Consider the following 17,129-nt stretch of genomic DNA (forward strand, 5'->3'; position numbering starts at 1 on the left):
CATGTCTGACTCTGACCTGACGGTCGGGCTGATCGGCGCGGGCAACATCGCGCACGTTCACGTCGCGGCCTGGAAGGCGCTGGGCGCGCGGGTGCTGGTGCACTCGGCCGCGGGCGCCGCGGAACTCGCGGCGCAGTACGGGCTGGAGGTGGCGCCGACCCTCGACGGCCTGCTGGCCGCGGTGGACTTCGTCGACATCGTCACGCCGTCCGCGACGCACAAGGAGATCGCGCTCGCCGCGATCAAGGCCGGCCGCGACGTCATCTGCGAGAAGCCGCTCGCGCTGGTCGCCGCCGACGCTCACGAGCTGTCCGCAGCGGCGGCCGCTGCCGGCGTACGGATCTATCCGGCGCACGTGGTGCGGTACTTCCCGGAGTACGTCGCAGCGCACTCCGCTGTGGTCGCCGGGAAGATCGGCAAGGTCGCCGTCGCGCGGTTCTTCCGTCAGGCGTCGTCACCGGCCGGCGCAGGCTGGTACCGCGAGGTCGCGCGCTCGGGCGGCGTGATCATGGACCTGATGGTGCACGACCTGGACCAGGCCCGCTGGCTCTGCGGCGAGGTGACCAGCGTGTACGCCGTACAGAGCCCGCCGACCGTGGACGGAATCAGCCCGGTCAACGTGGCGGCTCATGTGACGCTGACGCACGAGGGTGGCGCGATCAGCCACTTGCGAGCGACCTGGGGCGCGGTCGGTACGCCGTTCAAGACCGGCTTCTCGATCGCGGGCTCCGAGGGCGTGCTCGAGTACACCTCCGACAAGGACACCGGGTACTCCGAGGAGCTGCAGGCGGGATCGGCTGGGGGAGACCTGCTCATCCCGTCGTCGACGCTCTACGAGAGCCCATATCTGACCCAGTTGCGTGAACTCGCCGCTGCGTTGAGGGGTGGTCCGGAGCCGCGGGTCGTCGCTGCCGATGGCGCGGCTGCCGTCTACCTGGCCGAGGCCGCGCGGGAGTCGATGGAAACCGGCCTGGCTGTGGACATGAGTGTTTTCAATCCGGCGGGAGTGGCGAAATGACTCTGAAGGTAGCTCTGGCGTCGTTCGCCCACACCCACGCTGCGTCGTACGCGCGGCTGCTCGGCTCGATGCCTGACATCGAGGTGATGTCGTCGGATCCGGACGGTGCCGCGGCGCCTGACGCCGGCCCGCGCGGCGCCGACTTCGCCGCGGCTGTCGGTGTGCCATATGTCAACTCTTACGACGAGTTGTTTGCCTGGGGTCCCGACGCTGTGGTCGTGACCTCGGAGAACGCCCTGCACCGTGGACTCGTGGAACGGGCCGCCGCGGTCGGGGCTCACGTGCTGTGCGAGAAGCCGCTGGCGACCGAGGTGGCTGACGGCGAGGCGATGCTCGCTGCTTGCGAGGCGGCCGGGGTGATCCTCATGACGGCGTACCCGGTGCGCTTCGCGCCGTCGTACGGGCGGCTGCGGGCGTCGGTCGACGCGGGGCGGCTCGGGGATGTTTTCGCCGTACTCGGGACGAATAACGGGAAGATCCCTTACGCGCAGCGGCAGTGGTTCACCGACGCTTCGCTGGCCGGCGGGGGAGCGCTGGTTGACCACACGGTGCACTGTGCGGACCTCATCGACGGGCTGACCGGTGGGGTGGAGGCTGCGCGCGTGCACGCCGTCGCCAACCACGTGTTGCACCAGGACAAGGGTGTGACGGTGGAGACCGGCGGGCTCGTCACGATCACCTACAAAAACGGGCTGTTGGCAACGATCGACTGCTCCTGGAGTGTGCCGGACAACGGGCCGACGTGGGGTGGCGTGACACTGCAGGTGACGGGGACGAACGGTTCGGTGGAGATCGCGCCGTTCCAGTCGCATGTCGGGGGCACCGACGCGTCGGGCGAGGTGTTCCTGCCGGTCGGGGGTGATCTCGACGCGATGATGCTTGCCGAGTTCCTCACCGCAGTACGGGCCTCTGGTCCGGCAGTTCCCGGTACTGCGCCCGCGGTCGTCCCGCAGCCCGACGGAGCGGTGGGTCTCCGCACCCTTCGCATCGTGGACGCGGCTCGCCGCTCAGTGGCTTCAGGCCAACCCGTCGACGTGTGACCGGCCTCCCCGTAGTACAAGCGCGGGCACTGGTCCGGTACCGTGCCGGGGATGTGACCCGCGGGTAGTACACGACACGAGGAGCTGGTGATGGGCGAGTTCGTCAACCTGACGGTGGCCGACGGAGTCGGCACGATCCGGCTGGACCGGCCGAAGATGAACGCGCTCAACGTCCAGGTCCAGGACGAGATCAAGGCGGCCGCGCTGGAGGCGACCGCGAACGACGACGTGCGCGCCGTGGTGATCTACGGCGGCGAGCGGGTCTTCGCGGCCGGCGCGGACATCAAGGAGATGGCGGACATGTCGTACGCCGACATGGTCCGCCGCTCCGGTCCGCTGCAGGCGTCGCTCTCCGCGGTCGCCGCGATCCCGAAGCCGACCGTCGCGGCGATCACCGGCTACGCCCTCGGCGGCGGCTGCGAGCTCGCGCTGTGCGCCGACTACCGGATCGCGGCCGACGACGCCAAGCTCGGCCAGCCGGAGATCCTGCTCGGCATCATCCCCGGCGCGGGCGGCACGCAGCGGCTGTCCCGGCTGGTCGGCCCGTCCAAGGCCAAGGACCTGATCTACACCGGCCGGTTCGTCGACGCGGCCGAGTCGCTGCAGATCGGGCTCGTCGACAAGGTCGTGCCGTCGGCCGAGGTTTATGAGGCGGCCGTCGCCTGGGCGTCGCAGTTCTCCCGTGGCGCCGCGCTTGCGTTGCGGGCGGCCAAGGAGGCGATCGACGCCGGGCTCGGGGTCGACCTGCACACTGGGCTGGAGATCGAGCGGCAGCAGTTCGCCGCGCTCTTCGCCACCGAGGACCGGTCCATCGGGATGAAGTCTTTTGTCGAGAACGGCCCCGGCAAGGCCGAGTTCAAGGGAATCTGAATGACCACGTCAGCATCGAAGCCCGCTGCCACCGCCGAAGAGGTCGAGGCGGCGTGGAACGACAACAAGCTTGCCCAGGTTCTCTACCACGACTGGGAAGCGTCGACCTATGACGAGAAGTGGTCGATCTCGTACGACGAACGCTGCGTCGAGTACGCCCGCGACCGGTTCGTCGACGTGGCCGGCTCCGAGGGCTGGCCGTACGGCAAGTCGCTCGAGATCGGCGCCGGTACCGGTTTCTTCACGCTGAACCTGAAGCTGGCCGGCGTACTGGCCGAGGCGCACGTCACCGACCTGTCGCCGGGCATGGTCGAAGCGGCCAAGCGCAACGCGGACACGCTCGGCTTCGCGATCGAGGGCAAGGTCGCCGACGCGGAGAAGCTCCCGTACGACGACGACACGTTCGACCTGGTGATCGGGCATGCGGTGATCCATCACATCCCGGACGTCGAGCTGGCGTTCCGCGAGATGCTGCGCGTCCTGAAGCCAGGCGGGCGCTTCGTCATCTGCGGCGAGCCCACTCGGTACGGCGACTTCGTGGCGCGACGGCTGTCCCGGCTGACCTGGTGGGCGACCACGAACATCACCAAGCTGCCCGCCTTGTCGCACTGGCGCCGGCCGCAGTCCGAGCTCGACGAGTCGTCCCGGGCCGCTGCGCTGGAGGCTGTGGTCGACCTGCACACGTTCGACCCGGACACGCTGGCCCGGATGGCGTTGCGCGCTGGAGCTGTCGACGTACGGACTGTCACTGAAGAGTTGCTGGCTGCTTGGGTTGGCTGGCCGATCCGGACGTTCGAGGCCGCAGTACCGGAGGAGAAGCTCGGGTTCGGGTGGCGGATGTTCGCGTACAAGTCGTGGCTGCAGCTGTCGAAGGTCGACAAGGTTCTGTCTCAGGTCGTGCCTGATGAGCTCTACTACAACGTGTCGATCACAGGTGTCGCTCCGTAGCGGTGTACATACTGGACGGATGCGGTTGCTGACGGCGGCGAATCTGCGCTGGGTGGTGCGCCACCGGGCGTGGACGCCGTACTACCTGAAGCGGTACTGGCGGTTCGCCTGGTTCAAGCTGCGGCATCCGCAGGTGATCACCGAGGGATTCGTCTTCCTCGGCAAGAAGCTGGAGATCGTCGCGCGGCCGGGGCACGGTCGGCTGATCCTGGGCAAGTGGGTGCATCTCGGCGACGAGACGCGGCTGCGCGCGCACGAGGGGACGCTGCGGATCGGCGACAAGGTGGTGTTCGCCCGCGACGTGACGGTGAACTGCTACCTGGACATCGAGATCGGCGCTTCGACGTTGATCGCGGACACGACGTACATCTGCGACTTCGACCACCAGACCGAAGACCTCGACCTGCCGATCAAGGACCAGGGCCTGGTCAAGTCCCCGGTCCGCATCGGCCCCGACTGCTGGCTGGCCACCAAGGTCACCGTCACCCGCGGCACCGACATCGGCCGCGGCACCGTGATCGGCGCCAACAGCGTTGCCCGAGGCAACATCCCGGCGTACTCGATCGCGGCCGGCATCCCCGCCCGCGTAGTAGCCGACCGCAGAACCCGCTACGAAGCAGCCGCCCCCCGCCGCGCCTACCTAGCCGACCTAGCCGAAACAAACGCCCAAACCACCACCACCCTCCAATCCGGCCACCTCCCCACCCCTGCTCCCGCGGCACCTCCAATTACTTCTGCGCCGCAGCGGCGCTCAACCACCGCGGCGGATCCCGCCGCGATCCAGCGGACCTCAACCCCCGCAGACCCAGCAACTGAGGACGCCGACACCAGCCCGCGCGACGGGGTACAGAGAGCTGGTGACGACGAAGATCCGACCAGGGGGTTCTCAAGTTACTCACCAGTCGGGCACTATGTCCCCGGAGTCGTCGAAGAGGAGACGCAGCGTGGCTGATCAGACCGGCGCGGACGCCGTACGGTCCGTCCTGCCGGCCACCGAGCCGTCGGCCCTGGGGCAGGCGGCGACCGACCGCTCGCTCACCGACGCGCGCCACCGAGCGGTCGATCCGGTTCCGATCGTGGCGGTCGATGTGACTGATGGTGCGGATCTGGCTACGTTGGACACAGTGGACGGAGTGCCGTCGGCCCCGATCTGGAGGGTGCGGCGCAAACTGTCGCCGCGCCCGGTCCCGGGCAACCGACGCAGGAAACCGCCGGTGCCGGCACTGGCGACGGACGAGGAACCGATCCCGGCTGAGGAGATGGACGACGTGGGTACTCAACCCGAGAAGGCGGCGAAGACCGCCGATGCCGAGAAGGCGGTGACATCGGACGCGGCGGCTGAGGAGACGCCTGCGACCGGGGCGTCGTCCGGCCGCGGTGCGACCACGACCGCGACGAAGGCCGCGAAACCGAAGACGGCGGCGGAGATCGTCGCCGAGCAGCGCGCCCGCGAGAAGGCAGCGGCCGAGGCGCCGCAGGACGATACGACGGTCACCAAGCCCGTCACCCGCCAGCCGGCCTCGCCCAGCGCGCCGGCCGTTTCGAGCGCCAACGGGGCCAAGCCGAAGCCGGCCGTGGTGAAGAAGACCGTGGTGTCGTCATCGAGCGACAAGGGCAAATCCGCCTTGTCCGCCGTGGGTTCGGGCGTCAAGCGCTTCCGGAACCTGGTGGCGTCGCTGGTCTGGCTGGTCGCCGTGATCGCCGCCGCGGTGCTTGCCCTGGGCGCCCTTTTCACCGCCCTGGACCAGGCGAACCAGAGCAACGAGATCGTCAAGTGGGTGCTGGAGCGCGGCCACGATCTGGTCGGCCCGTTCAAGGACCTGTTCCGGCTGGAAACGGCGAAGAACACCCTGCTGGTCAACTGGGGCATCGCCGCCCTGGTCTACCTGATCATCGGCAAAATCGCCGAACGCTTCATCCGCCCCTGACCCGCAGCGGTCGCAAGCCGGCCCGGTCTCGAGGTACTACGTGAGCCGTGCCCGGCCCGACCTCCCCGGTACGACGTGCGCCGGGGCCGGCGCGATCTCGCCGGTACTATCTGAGCCGGGCGCGGGCGACGACGACGAGGTCGAGGCTGTCGTCCAGGTCGCCCGCCCGGATCACGAAGTCCTCATGGCTGGTCTCCGTCACCAGCTGGACCAGCTCAGCAGACCATCGGGTGTGATCCGTCGCCAGTTGCGCGTCCACACAGGATCCGTGCTGCTGCTCCCACGCCGCCAGCTTCTCGCCGTGCCAGAGCCCGAGCGTTTCCACGATCTCGAGATCGGCTTCGACCAGCTCGGTGAACTCGGCCGCCGTCAGCTCCTTCGTGTGGTACCAGTTGCCGCTCGGAAATGTGAGTCGGTTGGGCGTTGTCAGCACCACGATCGCGCCCGGCTCGGCGATCCGCGCGCACTCGGCGATGAACCGCGGCTGCTCCCACAGGTGCTCGATCGTCTGCAAGGAGACCAGCAGGCCGAACGCGTCGTCCGCGAACCCGGTCTGGACGAGATTGCCCTGGACCAGATTGGTCTGTGGATAAGCCTTGGCCACGTGCCGAAGCGTCGTACTTTCATAGTCGAGACCGAAAACCTGCCCAGCCCCGGCCTGGCGGAGCAGGTCCGCGCCGTACCCCTCGCCGCAGCCGGCGTCGAGGACGCGGCCGGTCTCGGAGCTGAGCCAATTCGCCGTGATCCAGCGGTAGGCGGCCTCATGGCGCGCGAACCAGTAGTTCTCGTGCCAGATCCCGGGGGCTGTTCTCTCACCGGTGAGCGGTAACGTCTCGGTCACCCGGTCACACTAGTGTCCTGAGTTGGAGGTTCCTGCAGCAGCTCCGGTGTCCAGGTGCGTGCATCGCAAGGCGGAGGAACGTCCTCGATGCGGAGCATCGTGGATGTTTCTCCAACGCCGCGAGGTGCGTGCCTGGGTGCCGGAGATGCGCAGGAACCTCCAACTCAGGACACTTGGTGCTGGTGGGTACGTGCGTTGCGCCCACTGGACTGTGATGGGACTCGCACGCGTCTTATGTTTCTCGCGAGTAACATCCGTGGCAGGCTGGGAGAGACCGTTAACCAGAAGGGGTCCCACACGCTATGAAGATCGTCGTCTGCGCGAAGTTCGTGCCGGATGCCACGGCGGACCGCCGCTTCCGCTCCGAGGACAACACGGTGGACCGCGCCGGTGTCGACGGGCTGCTGTCCGAACTGGACGAGTACGCCGTCGAGACCGCGCTGACCGTGAAAGAAAACGGCGGGGACGGCTCCGAGGGCTCTGTGACCATCCTCACGGTCGGCCCGGAGCAGGCGGCCGACGCCATCAAGAAGGGTCTCCAGATGGGCGCCGACGCCGGTGTCCACGTGAACGACGAAGGCATCCACGGTTCCGACGCGACCGCCACCTCACTGATTCTGGCCAGGGCGCTGAGCAAGCTCGAGGCCGACCTGATCGTCTTCGGGATGGCCTCCACCGACGGCTCGATGGGCGTCGTACCGGCGATGGTGTCGGAGCGGCTCGGCCTCCCTGGCGTCACGCTGGGCTCGTCGGTCACCGTCGAGGGCGACACCGTGCGGATCCGCCGCGACGGCGACACCGCCAGCGACACCGTCGAGGGCAAGCTCCCGCTCGTGCTGAGCGTCAGCGACCAGTCCGGCGAACCGCGGTACCCGTCGTTCAAGGGCATCATGGCCGCGAAGAAGAAGCCGGTCGAGACCTGGTCGCTGGCCGACCTGGAGATCTCGCCCGACCAGGTCGGCGCCGCCTCGGCGTGGACCAAGGTGATCGAGGTGACCGCGCGGCCGCCGCGGACCGCCGGCACGATCGTCAAGGACGAGGACGGCAGCGGTGCTGCCCAGCTCGTCGAGTTCCTGTCCACCAACAAGTTCCTCTGAGGGGCGACCAGTTCATGTCGAACGTTCTCGTTCTCGTTGACCACACCGGTGGCAAGGTCCGCAAGACGACCGCGGAACTCCTCACCATCGCGCGCCGGCTCGGCGAGCCGGTGGCCGTCTACATCGGCGACAGCGTCCAGGACGCACTGCCTGCCCTCGGCCAGTACGGCGCGACCAAGGTGATCGCGCTGACCGACGCCGAGCTCACGCAGTACCTGGTGGCTCCCAAGGCCGAGGCGCTGCACCAGGTCGCGGCCAAGGTCGAGCCGAGCGCCATCCTGATCTCGTCGAGCGCCGAGGGCAAGGAGATCGCCGCCCGGCTGGCGGTCAAGCTCGAGTCGGGTCTGATCACCGACGCCGTCGACGTCCAGGCGGGCGACGGCGGTCCGGTGACCACGCAGTCGGTGTTCGCCGGCAACTACTCGGTCCAGGCCAAGGTCACCCACGGCACGCCGATCATCACGGTCAAGCCGAACGCGGCGACCCCGGAAGCGGCCGAGACCTCACCGGAGGTGGAGGAGTTCGACGTGACGATCTCCGACGCCGCCAAGACGGCCCGCATCACCGACTCGAAGCCCCGCGAGGCGACCGGCCGCCCCGAGCTCACCGAAGCCGCGATCATCGTCTCCGGCGGCCGCGGTACCGGCGGCGACTTCGGCCCGATCGAAGCCTTCGCCGACTCCCTCGGCGCAGCGGTTGGCGCATCCCGCGCCGCCGTCGACTCGGGCTGGTACCCGCACGCCTACCAAGTCGGCCAGACCGGCAAGACCGTCTCGCCGCAGCTCTACATCGCGGCCGGCATCTCCGGCGCCATCCAGCACCGAGCCGGCATGCAAACCTCGAAGACCATCGTCGCCATCAACAAGGACGAAGAAGCCCCCATCTTCGAACTGGTCGACTTCGGCGTAGTGGGCGACCTCCACAAGGTCCTCCCCGCCACCACCGAAGAAGTAACCAAGCGCAAGTCCTAACCCACCCAACTGAGGTCACCTCCCGACCTCCCCCCAGGCCCGGCCCGCTCACCCCCCAAAGCAGGCCGGGCCTACCCCTTTCTCCCGCAGCTTTCTATCCGTCCGAGAAGAGCCACCGCAGACGACCAGCTCTTCGAACGTAAGAGTCATGGTGTGGGGGTTCGGTGGGGTGGGTGGATTACTCGGAGTTGGAGCATGGCGGCGAAGCGGGTGTTGGGGTCGGTGAGGTCCAGGGCGCCTACTTCGGCCAGGCGGCGGAGGCGGTAGCGGAAGGTGTTGGGGTGGACGTAGACGGCTGCGGCTGCGGCGATGACGTCGCCGAAGGCGTCCAGCCAGGCTCGGAGGGTTTCGACCAGGTTGGTGTTGTGGTCGCGGTCGTAGGCGACCAGACGGGCGATCGGGCCGGTCGGCTGGTCGCCGCGGGCTTCGATCAGGTCGCGCAGTTCAAGCAGCAGGGTTTCGACGTGGACGTCGGCGAGACGGGCGACGCGTTGGGAGCCGTTGCCGGTTCGCAACACACGCAGAGCGCGGTCGGCGCCGGCGCGGGCGTGGGGGAGCCGGGAGGTTTCCCGTACGACGGGTCCGACGCCGATGGTGGCCGTGACGCGTTCGCCGATCCGGTCGAGGAAGTCCTTGGCGATGCGGACCGCGCGTTCCTCACCGTCGGCGCGATCGGCCCGGACGGGCATCAGGCCGTACGCGATGCCGCCCACCAACGCGGACGCGGACCGTGGATGGACAGCACCCAAATGCATCGCGAAAGCATCGGCCAGACGCTGACGCTCGGTCGCGAGCCCGGCTTCCCCGACCAGCGACTCATCGGACACCGGCACAGCCAACGCCAGTACTACGACCGGCTGGTCGGCCAGGCCGAGACGGTCGAGCGCATCGCGGGCTCCGGCGCCGCCTTCGAGCGCAGTACTGACCAGGTCGGCGCGGAGGCGGCGTTCGACGTCGGCGCCGGCGCGGATGCGGAGCATGTGGAGTGCGACGAGTTTGGCTGCGTCGGAGAAGGCCTGTGAGCGTTCCTCGGTGAGGGGGTCGCGGACGGCAGCCCAGATCGACCCGAGGATCTCGTCGCCGGCGCGGACGGCGACCGCGACCCGGGGGAGTGTCAACTCGCCTTCGACGATCGGCAGCGGTGGGACGTAGACCGGCCGATCGGTTCGGTACAGCTCGCGGAAGATGCCGCGCTCGGAAAGCATGCGGGAGTAGCGCTGCGGCACCTGGCGGCCGAGGACGGTTTCGACGCGGGCCGGGTCTGCCTCGTCCTGCCTGCCGGAGAAGGCGAGCACCCGGGAGCTGCGGTCCTCGATCGTGACCGGCGCGTCGAGCAGCGAGGCGGCCGCGTTGGCGAGGGCGAACAGGTCACCGGAAGGCATGCCGCCCAGTGTTTCGGGCTCGGCGACGCCGACATCTCCTTCGGCGAGGAGCGAGCGGAGCAGGACGGCGAGCTGGTCCCAGGACGCACCTCGAGTCAGACCGAGCAGGGCGACGCCGGACTCGGCCACGGCGGTGGTGATCGACTCGTGCGCGGCGATGGGGGAGCGGACGACGAGCCCGGCCGCTTGCTGGCGGCCGAGATCGCGCAGGGTCCAGGCGATCAGCGACGGCTCCTGCAGGCCGACGCCGAGGACGAGACTGTGCCGCGGCAAAACCGGCTCGTCGAGCGGATCGTGGATGACGACGCCACCGATCTCGGCCCGCTGGTCGGGATCGCCGTGCACGAGTTCGAGCAGGGTGGCGCCGAGGTCGTCGAGGACACGCCCGAGGCTCGCGCGGGGTCGGTTCGTCACGGAAGGCAGCACCTCTCCGAAGCTAGAAGCCAGACCACCGCCCTGGTTCGTCGAGGTGAACAGAATCAGCCCGCCGATTGGTCCGGTTCTACAAAGGTAGCCACTCGGTTGAGGTGGTGACAGCCTCCAGTACGTCGGGGAGGGGGTCGATGCCTATGCCGGGGGCGGTGGGGACGGGGAGGTGGCCTTCGGCCAGGGTGAAGGGGGTGGTGATGTCTGTGGCGTAGTAGCGGGTGGAGGCGGAGGTGTCGCCGGGGAGGGTGAAGCCGGGGAGGGCTGCAAGGGCTACGTTGGCGGCTCGGCCGAGGCCGGTTTCCAGCATGCCGCCGCACCAGACGGGGATGCCGTGGGCTACGCAGACGTCGTGGATGCGGCGCGACTCGAGGTAGCCGCCGACGCGGCCGGGTTTGACGTTCACGATCGAGCACGCGCCCAGGCTGATCGCCGCCGCGGCCGCGCGGGCTGAGGTGATCGACTCGTCCAGGCAGACAGGGGTCTTGAGGTGGCGAGCCAGTTCCGCGTGGCCGAGGATGTCCTCCTCGTCAAGCGGCTGCTCGATCAGCAACAGGTCGAAGGGGTCGAGTCGCGCCAGGTGCCTCGCGTCCGACACCGAGTACGCCGTGTTGGCGTCGACCTGCAGCAAAACATCGCCGAAGCGTTCGCGGACCGCGGCCACCGGCTCCACATCCCACCCGGGCTGGATCTTGAGCTTGATCCGCAGATAGCCCTCGTCGAGATAGTCCTCGACCGCATCCAGGAGTTCCCCGATCGAGTCCATGATGCCGACCGAAACCCCACACGGCACGCGGTCGTGCACAGCCCCGAGTTCGCGCGCCAGCGGTCGCCCTTCGGCGCGCAACTCAGCATCCAGTACTGCGGTCTCCAACGCCGCCTTCGCCATCCGATGCCCATGGAACTTGGTCAGCGCCGGCGCCACCTCGACAGCGGAGAGCCGCTCGACCGCGCCCAACGCGGGCACGAAGAACCGCCGCAGTACGTCGATCGCCACGTCCACGTACTCCGAGGAGTACAGCGGCCCGGACATCGCGACGCACTCGCCCCAGCCCTCTGCCTCGGTGCTGACCGCGCGCACCAGCAGCGCGTCCCTGGTCGTCTCGGTCCCGAACGAGGTCCGGAACGGCGACACCAACGGCAGCGAGATCCGCCGCAACTCGACTCCGGTCAGCTTCATCACGCCAGCCCTTTCTCAGCATCGTCGCGCACAGATTGTTGACGCACAGATTGTTCGAGCACGTACCACCCGGCCCGGTCGAACCCGGTCACCCGGGCACCGTCGGCCAGCAACCCACCCAGCACCTCACGCAGCGCGGCCCGCCACGACTTCGCCACCCCCGGATCGGTCTGCCGCAACTTCTCCACATCAGCCGGTACGCCGACCAGTACTGTCCCGTCGCGTGCACCCAATGCAGGGGAAGTCGACGGCCCGCCGTCGTCTGCGAAGCCCAGTGCGACAGTTGCCCGTGGCAACCGATCCACGGCAGTAACAGCCGGTCGGCGAGCGGCGGCTGCTCCGACGTCGGGAGCGTCGAGTTGCCAGCGGACCAGCAGGCGATCGCTGTCGTCGCCGCCGTTGATCCCGTCCTGCATGAACCCGTAGAAGTTCGTCAGGTACTCCGTCGGCCGCGCCGCCAGCTTCGTCACGTTGAAGTACGCGTTCCGCCGGATCAACGGATCAAAGGTCCACGAGATCGCCTCCACCCCCCGCTGCAGCGCCCAAGCCCGCTGATGCAACTTCAGCGCAAATCCCACACTCCGCCCCCGAGCCGCCCCGGACACCCCGGCCACATGACTGTGCATCGCCCGCTCAAGCGGCGGCGAGAAGAACCCGACACAAGCCCCGATCAGCTCGTCACCGTCAAAGGCCCCGCTGACGTAGTTGCCCGCCTTCGTCAACGCCCGCAGCAGCTCCGTCGTGATCGGCGGATTCATCGGATCCGGTCGCCAGATGGAGTCGTACAAGCGATAGACCGCATCGAGATCAGCCAGTTCGTGCAGCCCTCGAACCCGTACTCCGGCGGAGGCCGCAGCGGCCAGACCGTCCCCGATCGCGTCGTCGACCGAGGTGCTCACGTCGATCAGCCCGGTGATCTCTGGACTGCTCATGGTCTGTCCAACAGGTCGGCGATCAGTGCCGTCAAGAGCGCTGTCCGGGGCGCGATCTCGGCGACCACGACGTGCTCGTCGTCGGCGTGAGCGCCGCCGCCGACGGCACCCAAGCCGTCCAGGGTCGGAGTACCGATGCCGGCGGTGAAGTTGCCGTCGGAGCCGCCGCCGACCGAGATCTCGCGCAGTGGCTCCAACCCGAGTTCGGCGGCGAGTGTCGAGGCTCGGCGGTAGAGGTCTTCGGACATCTTCCGCTCCAGCGGCGGCCGGTTCGGCGAACCGATCAGTTCCAGCGAAGCGCCGGGCAGCACCGGTGTCAGCGCTTGCAACGCCGCGTGCACGCGCTCCTGCTCGGCGATACTTCGCGCCCGCACGTCGACAAAGAAACCAGCAGCAGCGGGCACGGTGTTCCGCGTAGTACCGGACGTCAGAACGGTCGGCGTCACGGTCGTCCCGAGTGCGGCATCACCGAGTTGGCTCACCGCGAGCACCTGATGGGCCGCCTCGATGCTGGCGTTTACCCCGAGCTCCGGCTCGAGCCCAGCATGCGAGGCACGGCCGGTGACCCGGATCTCGTAGTTGGAAACACCCTTTCGCTCGAGCTTCAGAGCCCCGGCCGCAGAAGCCTCCAAGACCAGCGCAGCGACGCACCCAGCCGCCTCCGCCTCAATCAATCCACGTGACGACGGCGATCCCAACTCCTCATCACCGGTCACAAGCAACGTCACCCCTGCAGCAGAGGGCAAGGCCGCGATCGCGTGAAAGGCCATCACCAGACCGGTCTTCATGTCGAAGCAACCAGGCCCCCGCAGTACGCCGTCCTCGACCCCAAACGGATGCGTGACCAGCGAGCCAACAGGCCACACCGTGTCGTGATGCCCGAGCACCAGCACTCGTCGCGGCCCGTCGCCGAGCCGCCAACGCAGATGCGTACGCCCATCGACCACCACGTACTCCGGTGCGCTGCCGAGCAACTCAGTTCCGAGCCGGGCCACCACGTCTGCGCTGCCGGCCACCGCCGCGAGGTCGGACGACGGCGACTCACACGTCACCAACGTCTCCAGATCCGCCAGCATCCGCGGCAAAGCGGCGCGCATCGACTCCACCAGTTCGCTCATCAGCCCACCTTCGGCGTGGCTCGAACACCGAAATGCATGTACTTCTCACCAGTAGCCAGCGAGTAGAACGTCACCGGCGACCAAGTCAGCGACCCAGGTTGCCGTACGACGAACAGGTCGCCGCTCTCGTCGACTGGGATCATCGGGAAGGAGTGCGTCGGCTCCGGCATCAACTCGGCCAACGGACCGGTGAGCGTCATCCGCAGTACCAACTGCCCGTCCTCGACGAGGACCTCCTGCAGTGTGCTTGCGCGCTCGTACCGACCAACATGCCGGTGCAACTCAACAGTCGGCGGCTCGTCGGGCGCGGTCAGCGGCGACGGCATCTCGACATCCGCCAGCTCGCCGAAGATCTCGCGGTACAGGTCTTCGTAGAGATCACGTGCGTTGCCACCGTTGGTCAGCAGCGTAACGGCCAGTCCCTGATCGGGCAGGACGCGCAGGAAGGCGGCCTGGCCGATGGTGTTGCCGTCATGCCCGATCAGCCGGTGACCGTTCCAGCCGAACCGGATCCAGCCCAGCCCCCATGAGTCGCCCAGCGAGTACTTGTCCGGCAGCTCGGCGTGCTGCTCAGCCATCAACGCCACGGTCTCCTCGCGAAGCACCCGCGTGCCATCCGGCGCCACGCCGCCCTTCAGATGCAAACGAGCGAAGCCCAACGCGTCAGCAGCGCTCGACGTGATCAACCCAGCCGGCCCAAGCGAGCGCGGCAGACCCCACACCGGCGCACGCGACGGCTCCTCATCACCCTCGCCGACATGCCCGACCGCTGCCCGATGCAGCAGCGCCTCCTCGGGCAACGTGACCGTGTGCTCGAGTCCGAGCGGCACGATGATCCGCTCGCGAAGGGCCTGGTCCCAGGTCTTGCCGGTGAGCTTCTCGATCACCCGGCCGGCCAGCGAGAAGCCGGAGTTGCAGTACGACCAGGTGGCGCCGAGCGGATGGTTCTGCCCGACCTCGGCCAGCCCGTCGACGTACTTCTCCAGGCAGTCGTCACCCCGCCCGGTGTCGGTGAACACGTCGCCGTCGATCCCGCTGGTGTGGGTGAGCAGTTGCCGCATCGTCACCTGCTTGGCGACATCAGGATCGCCGAGCTGCAACTCCGGCAGCACCTGGATGATCGGCGCGTCCAGGTCGAGCAGCCCTTCGTCGACCAGTTGCAGCGCGAGTGTCGCGGTCCACACCTTCGACATCGACCCGATCTGGAACAGTGAATCGGCTGTCGTCTCGACGCCGGTGTCCTTGTTCAGTACGCCGGTCGCAGCCTCCACCAACTCGTCATCCGCCCCGGGCCGTACCCGCAGGATGCCCAGCGTTGCCCCCGGTACGCCGTGCCTGGCGGCGAGCGTGCTGAGCCGGCGTTGCCAGTGCGCGACGTCGATGCAGGCGCGACGCGGGCCGGTCGCGTCACCGGCGTACTGCTCGACCCAGTCGAGGATGCGGCGGTTGAAGTCGAGGCGGTGGGACGGCCTGCCCTCGACGATGAACAGGTGACTGGCCTCCGGGTAGAGGACCAGTTGCGTCGGCACGCCTTGTTCGCGCAGCGCGGTGTGCCACTGCTGGGCCTGTCCGACGGGACAACGCACGTCGGCGTCGCCCTGCAGGATCAGAGTCGGTGTCCGCACCTGGCCGACCTTGCTCAGCGGCGACATGTCGGTCACGTCCCCGGTGTTGTTGAGCTCGTACGCCCGGAGGAAGTGGCCCATGTCGGCGCTGCCGGACATGCTGGTCAGGTCGCTGACCACACCGCCCGTGACGGCCGCCGCGAACCGGTTGTCCCGGCTGGTCAGGTAGCAGGTCATGTAGCCGCCGTAGCTGTACCCCGCGACGGCGAGCCGCTCCGGATCGGCGATGCCCTCGGCAACCAATTCGTCGAGCGGCTCGAGGAAGTCCTTCGCGTCCGCCGTACCCCAGTTGCCGAGCGCGCCGTTGAAGAACTCCTCGCCATAGCCGTCGCTGGCGCGCGGATTCACCAGCAGCACGGTCCAGCCGCGCGACGCGAGCTCCTGGTGGTACAGATGCACCTCGTCGGCAGCACCATTCCACGCGTTGTGCGGGCCGCCATGGATGTCCAGCAGCAGCGGCTGCGCCCCACTGGCCGCGGGGTCGCGGATCAGCCAGCCCGACACTACGGTCCCGTCCGAGATCGTGAACTCGCGCTCCTCCCGGAGGAAGTGCTCCACGTCAGCAAACTTTTCGCCGTACTTCGTCAGAGTCGTCGACTCGCCAGTCGCCAGGTCCAGCGCGACGATCTCGCCGTACGACGTCGGGGTGGTCAGCGCGACGGTCGCGACACCGCCCGCGACGGTGAGGCCCGCGACGTTCTGACCCGGCTCGCCCAGCACCCGCTGAGGTGTGCCACCAGCCAGCGGAACGGAGTACAGGTGGGTGCAGCCGCGGTCGCGGATGCAGAAGAGGACCGTGCGGCCGTCTTCGATCAAGGCGGGAAGGGCACCCGGGTACGCCGGTCCGCCGGGCATCACGTTGCGGTCGAGCGGTGCTGCCAGGTTCTCCACCTCACCAGTGGACAGCGTGAGTCGCAGGAGGCCCGCATGTCCCACCGGGCCAGTGAGGTTGCCGACGATCAGCAGGGACTCGCCACCAGGTGTCCAGACGATCGGACCGGACAGTCCCTCGGCCAGACCGACCTGCTGCGGTTTGGCCTTCTCGTCCGTGACGTCGAGCACGTACGCCGGTGCTGTCGGGCTCAGGTCGGCGTCGGGTGCAGTGGCGGCTCCGAATGCCAGCTTGGTGCCGTCAGGCGACCAGGCCGGGTCACCCGCGTGCCAGTCGCCTTCGGTGGCCTGCCTGCACTTCTTCGACTCGACGTCCAGCAGGTGCACGTGCTTGCGGATCGTGCGCAGCCAGCCGGCTCCGTCGGCCTGATAGTCCAGCCGCTCGCTGACGATCGGCGCATGACTGCGTGCCTCACCCGCGGCCTCGTCCTCTCCGTCCTGAGCAGCCGTGTCGACCGCTGCGCTGAAGGCGATTCGAGTGCCGTCAGGACTCCACTGCAGCATCCCAGCCCCGAGCGGCAGCGTGGTGAGCTGCTCAGGCTCGCCACCTGCGGCCGGAAGCAACCAGAGCTGCGCCGGGCCGTCCTTGGCGCGCAGGAAGGCGAGCTGGGTCCCGTCAGGCGACCAGACCGGTGTGCTGTCGGCATCACCCCGGGTGAGCTGCTGCGGCTCGCCACCGGACGCCGGCACCCGCCACAGGTTCCGCAGTACGCGGTCGCCCTTCACATCGGTGGTCCGCAGTACGTAGGCGACCGTAGTGGCGTCCGGGGACAGCGCCGGCTGCTCCGGTACTGCGAACTCGGTCAGGTCGTCGATGCGCAGACGTCGGGTCACGGTGGAGTCCTCCTTGGACGGACCAGCA

14 protein-coding genes are annotated in these 17,129 nt (G+C 68.4%); 8 read left to right on the forward strand and 6 right to left on the reverse strand.

Annotated features, from left to right (window positions below; genetic code table 11):
* Window position 1 precedes the first annotated feature (1 nt).
* From AB0F51_RS33995 to AB0F51_RS34020, 6 genes are all read left to right on the forward strand, one after another.
* Window positions 2-1,018, forward strand: a complete 1,017-nt coding sequence (locus AB0F51_RS33995; RefSeq protein ID WP_360286643.1) for a Gfo/Idh/MocA family oxidoreductase — start codon at window positions 2-4, stop codon at window positions 1,016-1,018.
* Window positions 1,015-2,058 carry a Gfo/Idh/MocA family oxidoreductase gene (locus AB0F51_RS34000; RefSeq protein WP_360286646.1) on the forward strand — a complete coding sequence of 348 codons (1,044 nt, stop codon included), beginning with the start codon at window positions 1,015-1,017 and terminating at the stop codon, window positions 2,056-2,058. The genes AB0F51_RS33995 and AB0F51_RS34000 overlap by 4 nt, the downstream gene beginning before the upstream one ends.
* Before the next feature lie 90 nt (window positions 2,059-2,148).
* Window positions 2,149-2,928 (forward strand): enoyl-CoA hydratase-related protein, encoded by a 780-nt coding sequence (locus AB0F51_RS34005; protein ID WP_360286649.1) that lies wholly within the window; start codon window positions 2,149-2,151, stop codon window positions 2,926-2,928.
* The gene (locus AB0F51_RS34010) at window positions 2,929-3,876 is read left to right on the forward strand and encodes a methyltransferase domain-containing protein (RefSeq protein WP_360286652.1); all 948 of its coding nucleotides are present in this window, start codon (window positions 2,929-2,931) and stop codon (window positions 3,874-3,876) included.
* A 19-nt stretch (window positions 3,877-3,895) separates the two neighbouring features.
* Window positions 3,896-4,828, forward strand: coding sequence for an acyltransferase (locus AB0F51_RS34015; protein WP_360286655.1), 933 nt, complete (start codon window positions 3,896-3,898; stop codon window positions 4,826-4,828).
* Window positions 4,821-5,804, forward strand: coding sequence for a hypothetical protein (locus AB0F51_RS34020; RefSeq protein ID WP_360286658.1), 984 nt, complete (start codon window positions 4,821-4,823; stop codon window positions 5,802-5,804). Before AB0F51_RS34015 ends, AB0F51_RS34020 begins: the two co-directional genes overlap by 8 nt.
* A 106-nt stretch (window positions 5,805-5,910) precedes the next feature.
* Here AB0F51_RS34020 and AB0F51_RS34025 read toward each other — a convergent pair whose 3' ends face one another.
* Window positions 5,911-6,645 carry a class I SAM-dependent methyltransferase gene (locus tag AB0F51_RS34025; RefSeq protein WP_360286661.1) on the reverse strand — a complete coding sequence of 245 codons (735 nt, stop codon included), beginning with the start codon at window positions 6,643-6,645 and terminating at the stop codon, window positions 5,911-5,913.
* Between the two features lie 302 nt (window positions 6,646-6,947).
* On the opposite strand from AB0F51_RS34025, the gene AB0F51_RS34030 reads away from it, so the two are divergent.
* Both AB0F51_RS34030 and AB0F51_RS34035 read left to right on the forward strand, forming a co-directional pair.
* A complete protein-coding gene (locus AB0F51_RS34030; protein ID WP_360286664.1) occupies window positions 6,948-7,742 on the forward strand; it encodes an electron transfer flavoprotein subunit beta/FixA family protein in 795 nt (264 codons plus the stop codon).
* 14 nt (window positions 7,743-7,756) lie between these two features.
* Window positions 7,757-8,713 carry an electron transfer flavoprotein subunit alpha/FixB family protein gene (locus AB0F51_RS34035; RefSeq protein ID WP_360286667.1) on the forward strand — a complete coding sequence of 319 codons (957 nt, stop codon included), beginning with the start codon at window positions 7,757-7,759 and terminating at the stop codon, window positions 8,711-8,713.
* Window positions 8,714-8,859: 146 nt separating this feature from the next.
* On the opposite strand, the gene AB0F51_RS34040 is transcribed toward AB0F51_RS34035, so the two are convergent.
* From AB0F51_RS34040 to AB0F51_RS34060, 5 genes are all read right to left on the reverse strand, one after another.
* Window positions 8,860-10,509, reverse strand: coding sequence for a helix-turn-helix domain-containing protein (locus AB0F51_RS34040; protein WP_360286670.1), 1,650 nt, complete (start codon window positions 10,507-10,509; stop codon window positions 8,860-8,862).
* Window positions 10,510-10,597: 88 nt separating this feature from the next.
* A complete protein-coding gene (gene menC, locus AB0F51_RS34045; protein WP_360286673.1) occupies window positions 10,598-11,701 on the reverse strand; it encodes an o-succinylbenzoate synthase in 1,104 nt (367 codons plus the stop codon).
* Window positions 11,701-12,633: a GNAT family N-acetyltransferase gene (locus tag AB0F51_RS34050; RefSeq protein WP_360286676.1), complete on the reverse strand. Its 933-nt coding sequence runs from the start codon at window positions 12,631-12,633 to the stop codon at window positions 11,701-11,703. The genes menC and AB0F51_RS34050 overlap by 1 nt, the downstream gene beginning before the upstream one ends.
* Window positions 12,630-13,751, reverse strand: a complete 1,122-nt coding sequence (locus AB0F51_RS34055) for a M20 family metallopeptidase (RefSeq protein ID WP_360286679.1) — start codon at window positions 13,749-13,751, stop codon at window positions 12,630-12,632. Before AB0F51_RS34055 ends, AB0F51_RS34050 begins: the two co-directional genes overlap by 4 nt.
* Entirely contained in the window at window positions 13,751-17,101 is a 3,351-nt protein-coding gene (locus AB0F51_RS34060; RefSeq protein WP_360286682.1) for a serine hydrolase, read from the reverse strand. The genes AB0F51_RS34055 and AB0F51_RS34060 overlap by 1 nt, the downstream gene beginning before the upstream one ends.
* Window positions 17,102-17,129: the final 28 nt, after the last annotated feature.

The organism is Kribbella sp. NPDC023855 (assembly GCF_040639475.1).
GTDB lineage: Bacteria > Actinomycetota > Actinomycetes > Propionibacteriales > Kribbellaceae > Kribbella.

Coding starts and splice junctions, on each gene's coding strand:
- AB0F51_RS33995 (WP_360286643.1), top strand. CDS start 2: ATGTCTGACTCTGACCTGACGGTCGGGCTGATCGGCGCGGGCAACATC.
- AB0F51_RS34000 (WP_360286646.1), top strand. CDS start 1,015: ATGACTCTGAAGGTAGCTCTGGCGTCGTTCGCCCACACCCACGCTGCG.
- AB0F51_RS34005 (WP_360286649.1), top strand. CDS start 2,149: ATGGGCGAGTTCGTCAACCTGACGGTGGCCGACGGAGTCGGCACGATC.
- AB0F51_RS34010 (WP_360286652.1), top strand. CDS start 2,929: ATGACCACGTCAGCATCGAAGCCCGCTGCCACCGCCGAAGAGGTCGAG.
- AB0F51_RS34015 (WP_360286655.1), top strand. CDS start 3,896: ATGCGGTTGCTGACGGCGGCGAATCTGCGCTGGGTGGTGCGCCACCGG.
- AB0F51_RS34030 (WP_360286664.1), top strand. CDS start 6,948: ATGAAGATCGTCGTCTGCGCGAAGTTCGTGCCGGATGCCACGGCGGAC.
- AB0F51_RS34035 (WP_360286667.1), top strand. CDS start 7,757: ATGTCGAACGTTCTCGTTCTCGTTGACCACACCGGTGGCAAGGTCCGC.
- menC (WP_360286673.1), bottom strand. CDS start 11,701: ATGAAGCTGACCGGAGTCGAGTTGCGGCGGATCTCGCTGCCGTTGGTG.
- AB0F51_RS34050 (WP_360286676.1), bottom strand. CDS start 12,633: ATGAGCAGTCCAGAGATCACCGGGCTGATCGACGTGAGCACCTCGGTC.
- AB0F51_RS34055 (WP_360286679.1), bottom strand. CDS start 13,751: ATGAGCGAACTGGTGGAGTCGATGCGCGCCGCTTTGCCGCGGATGCTG.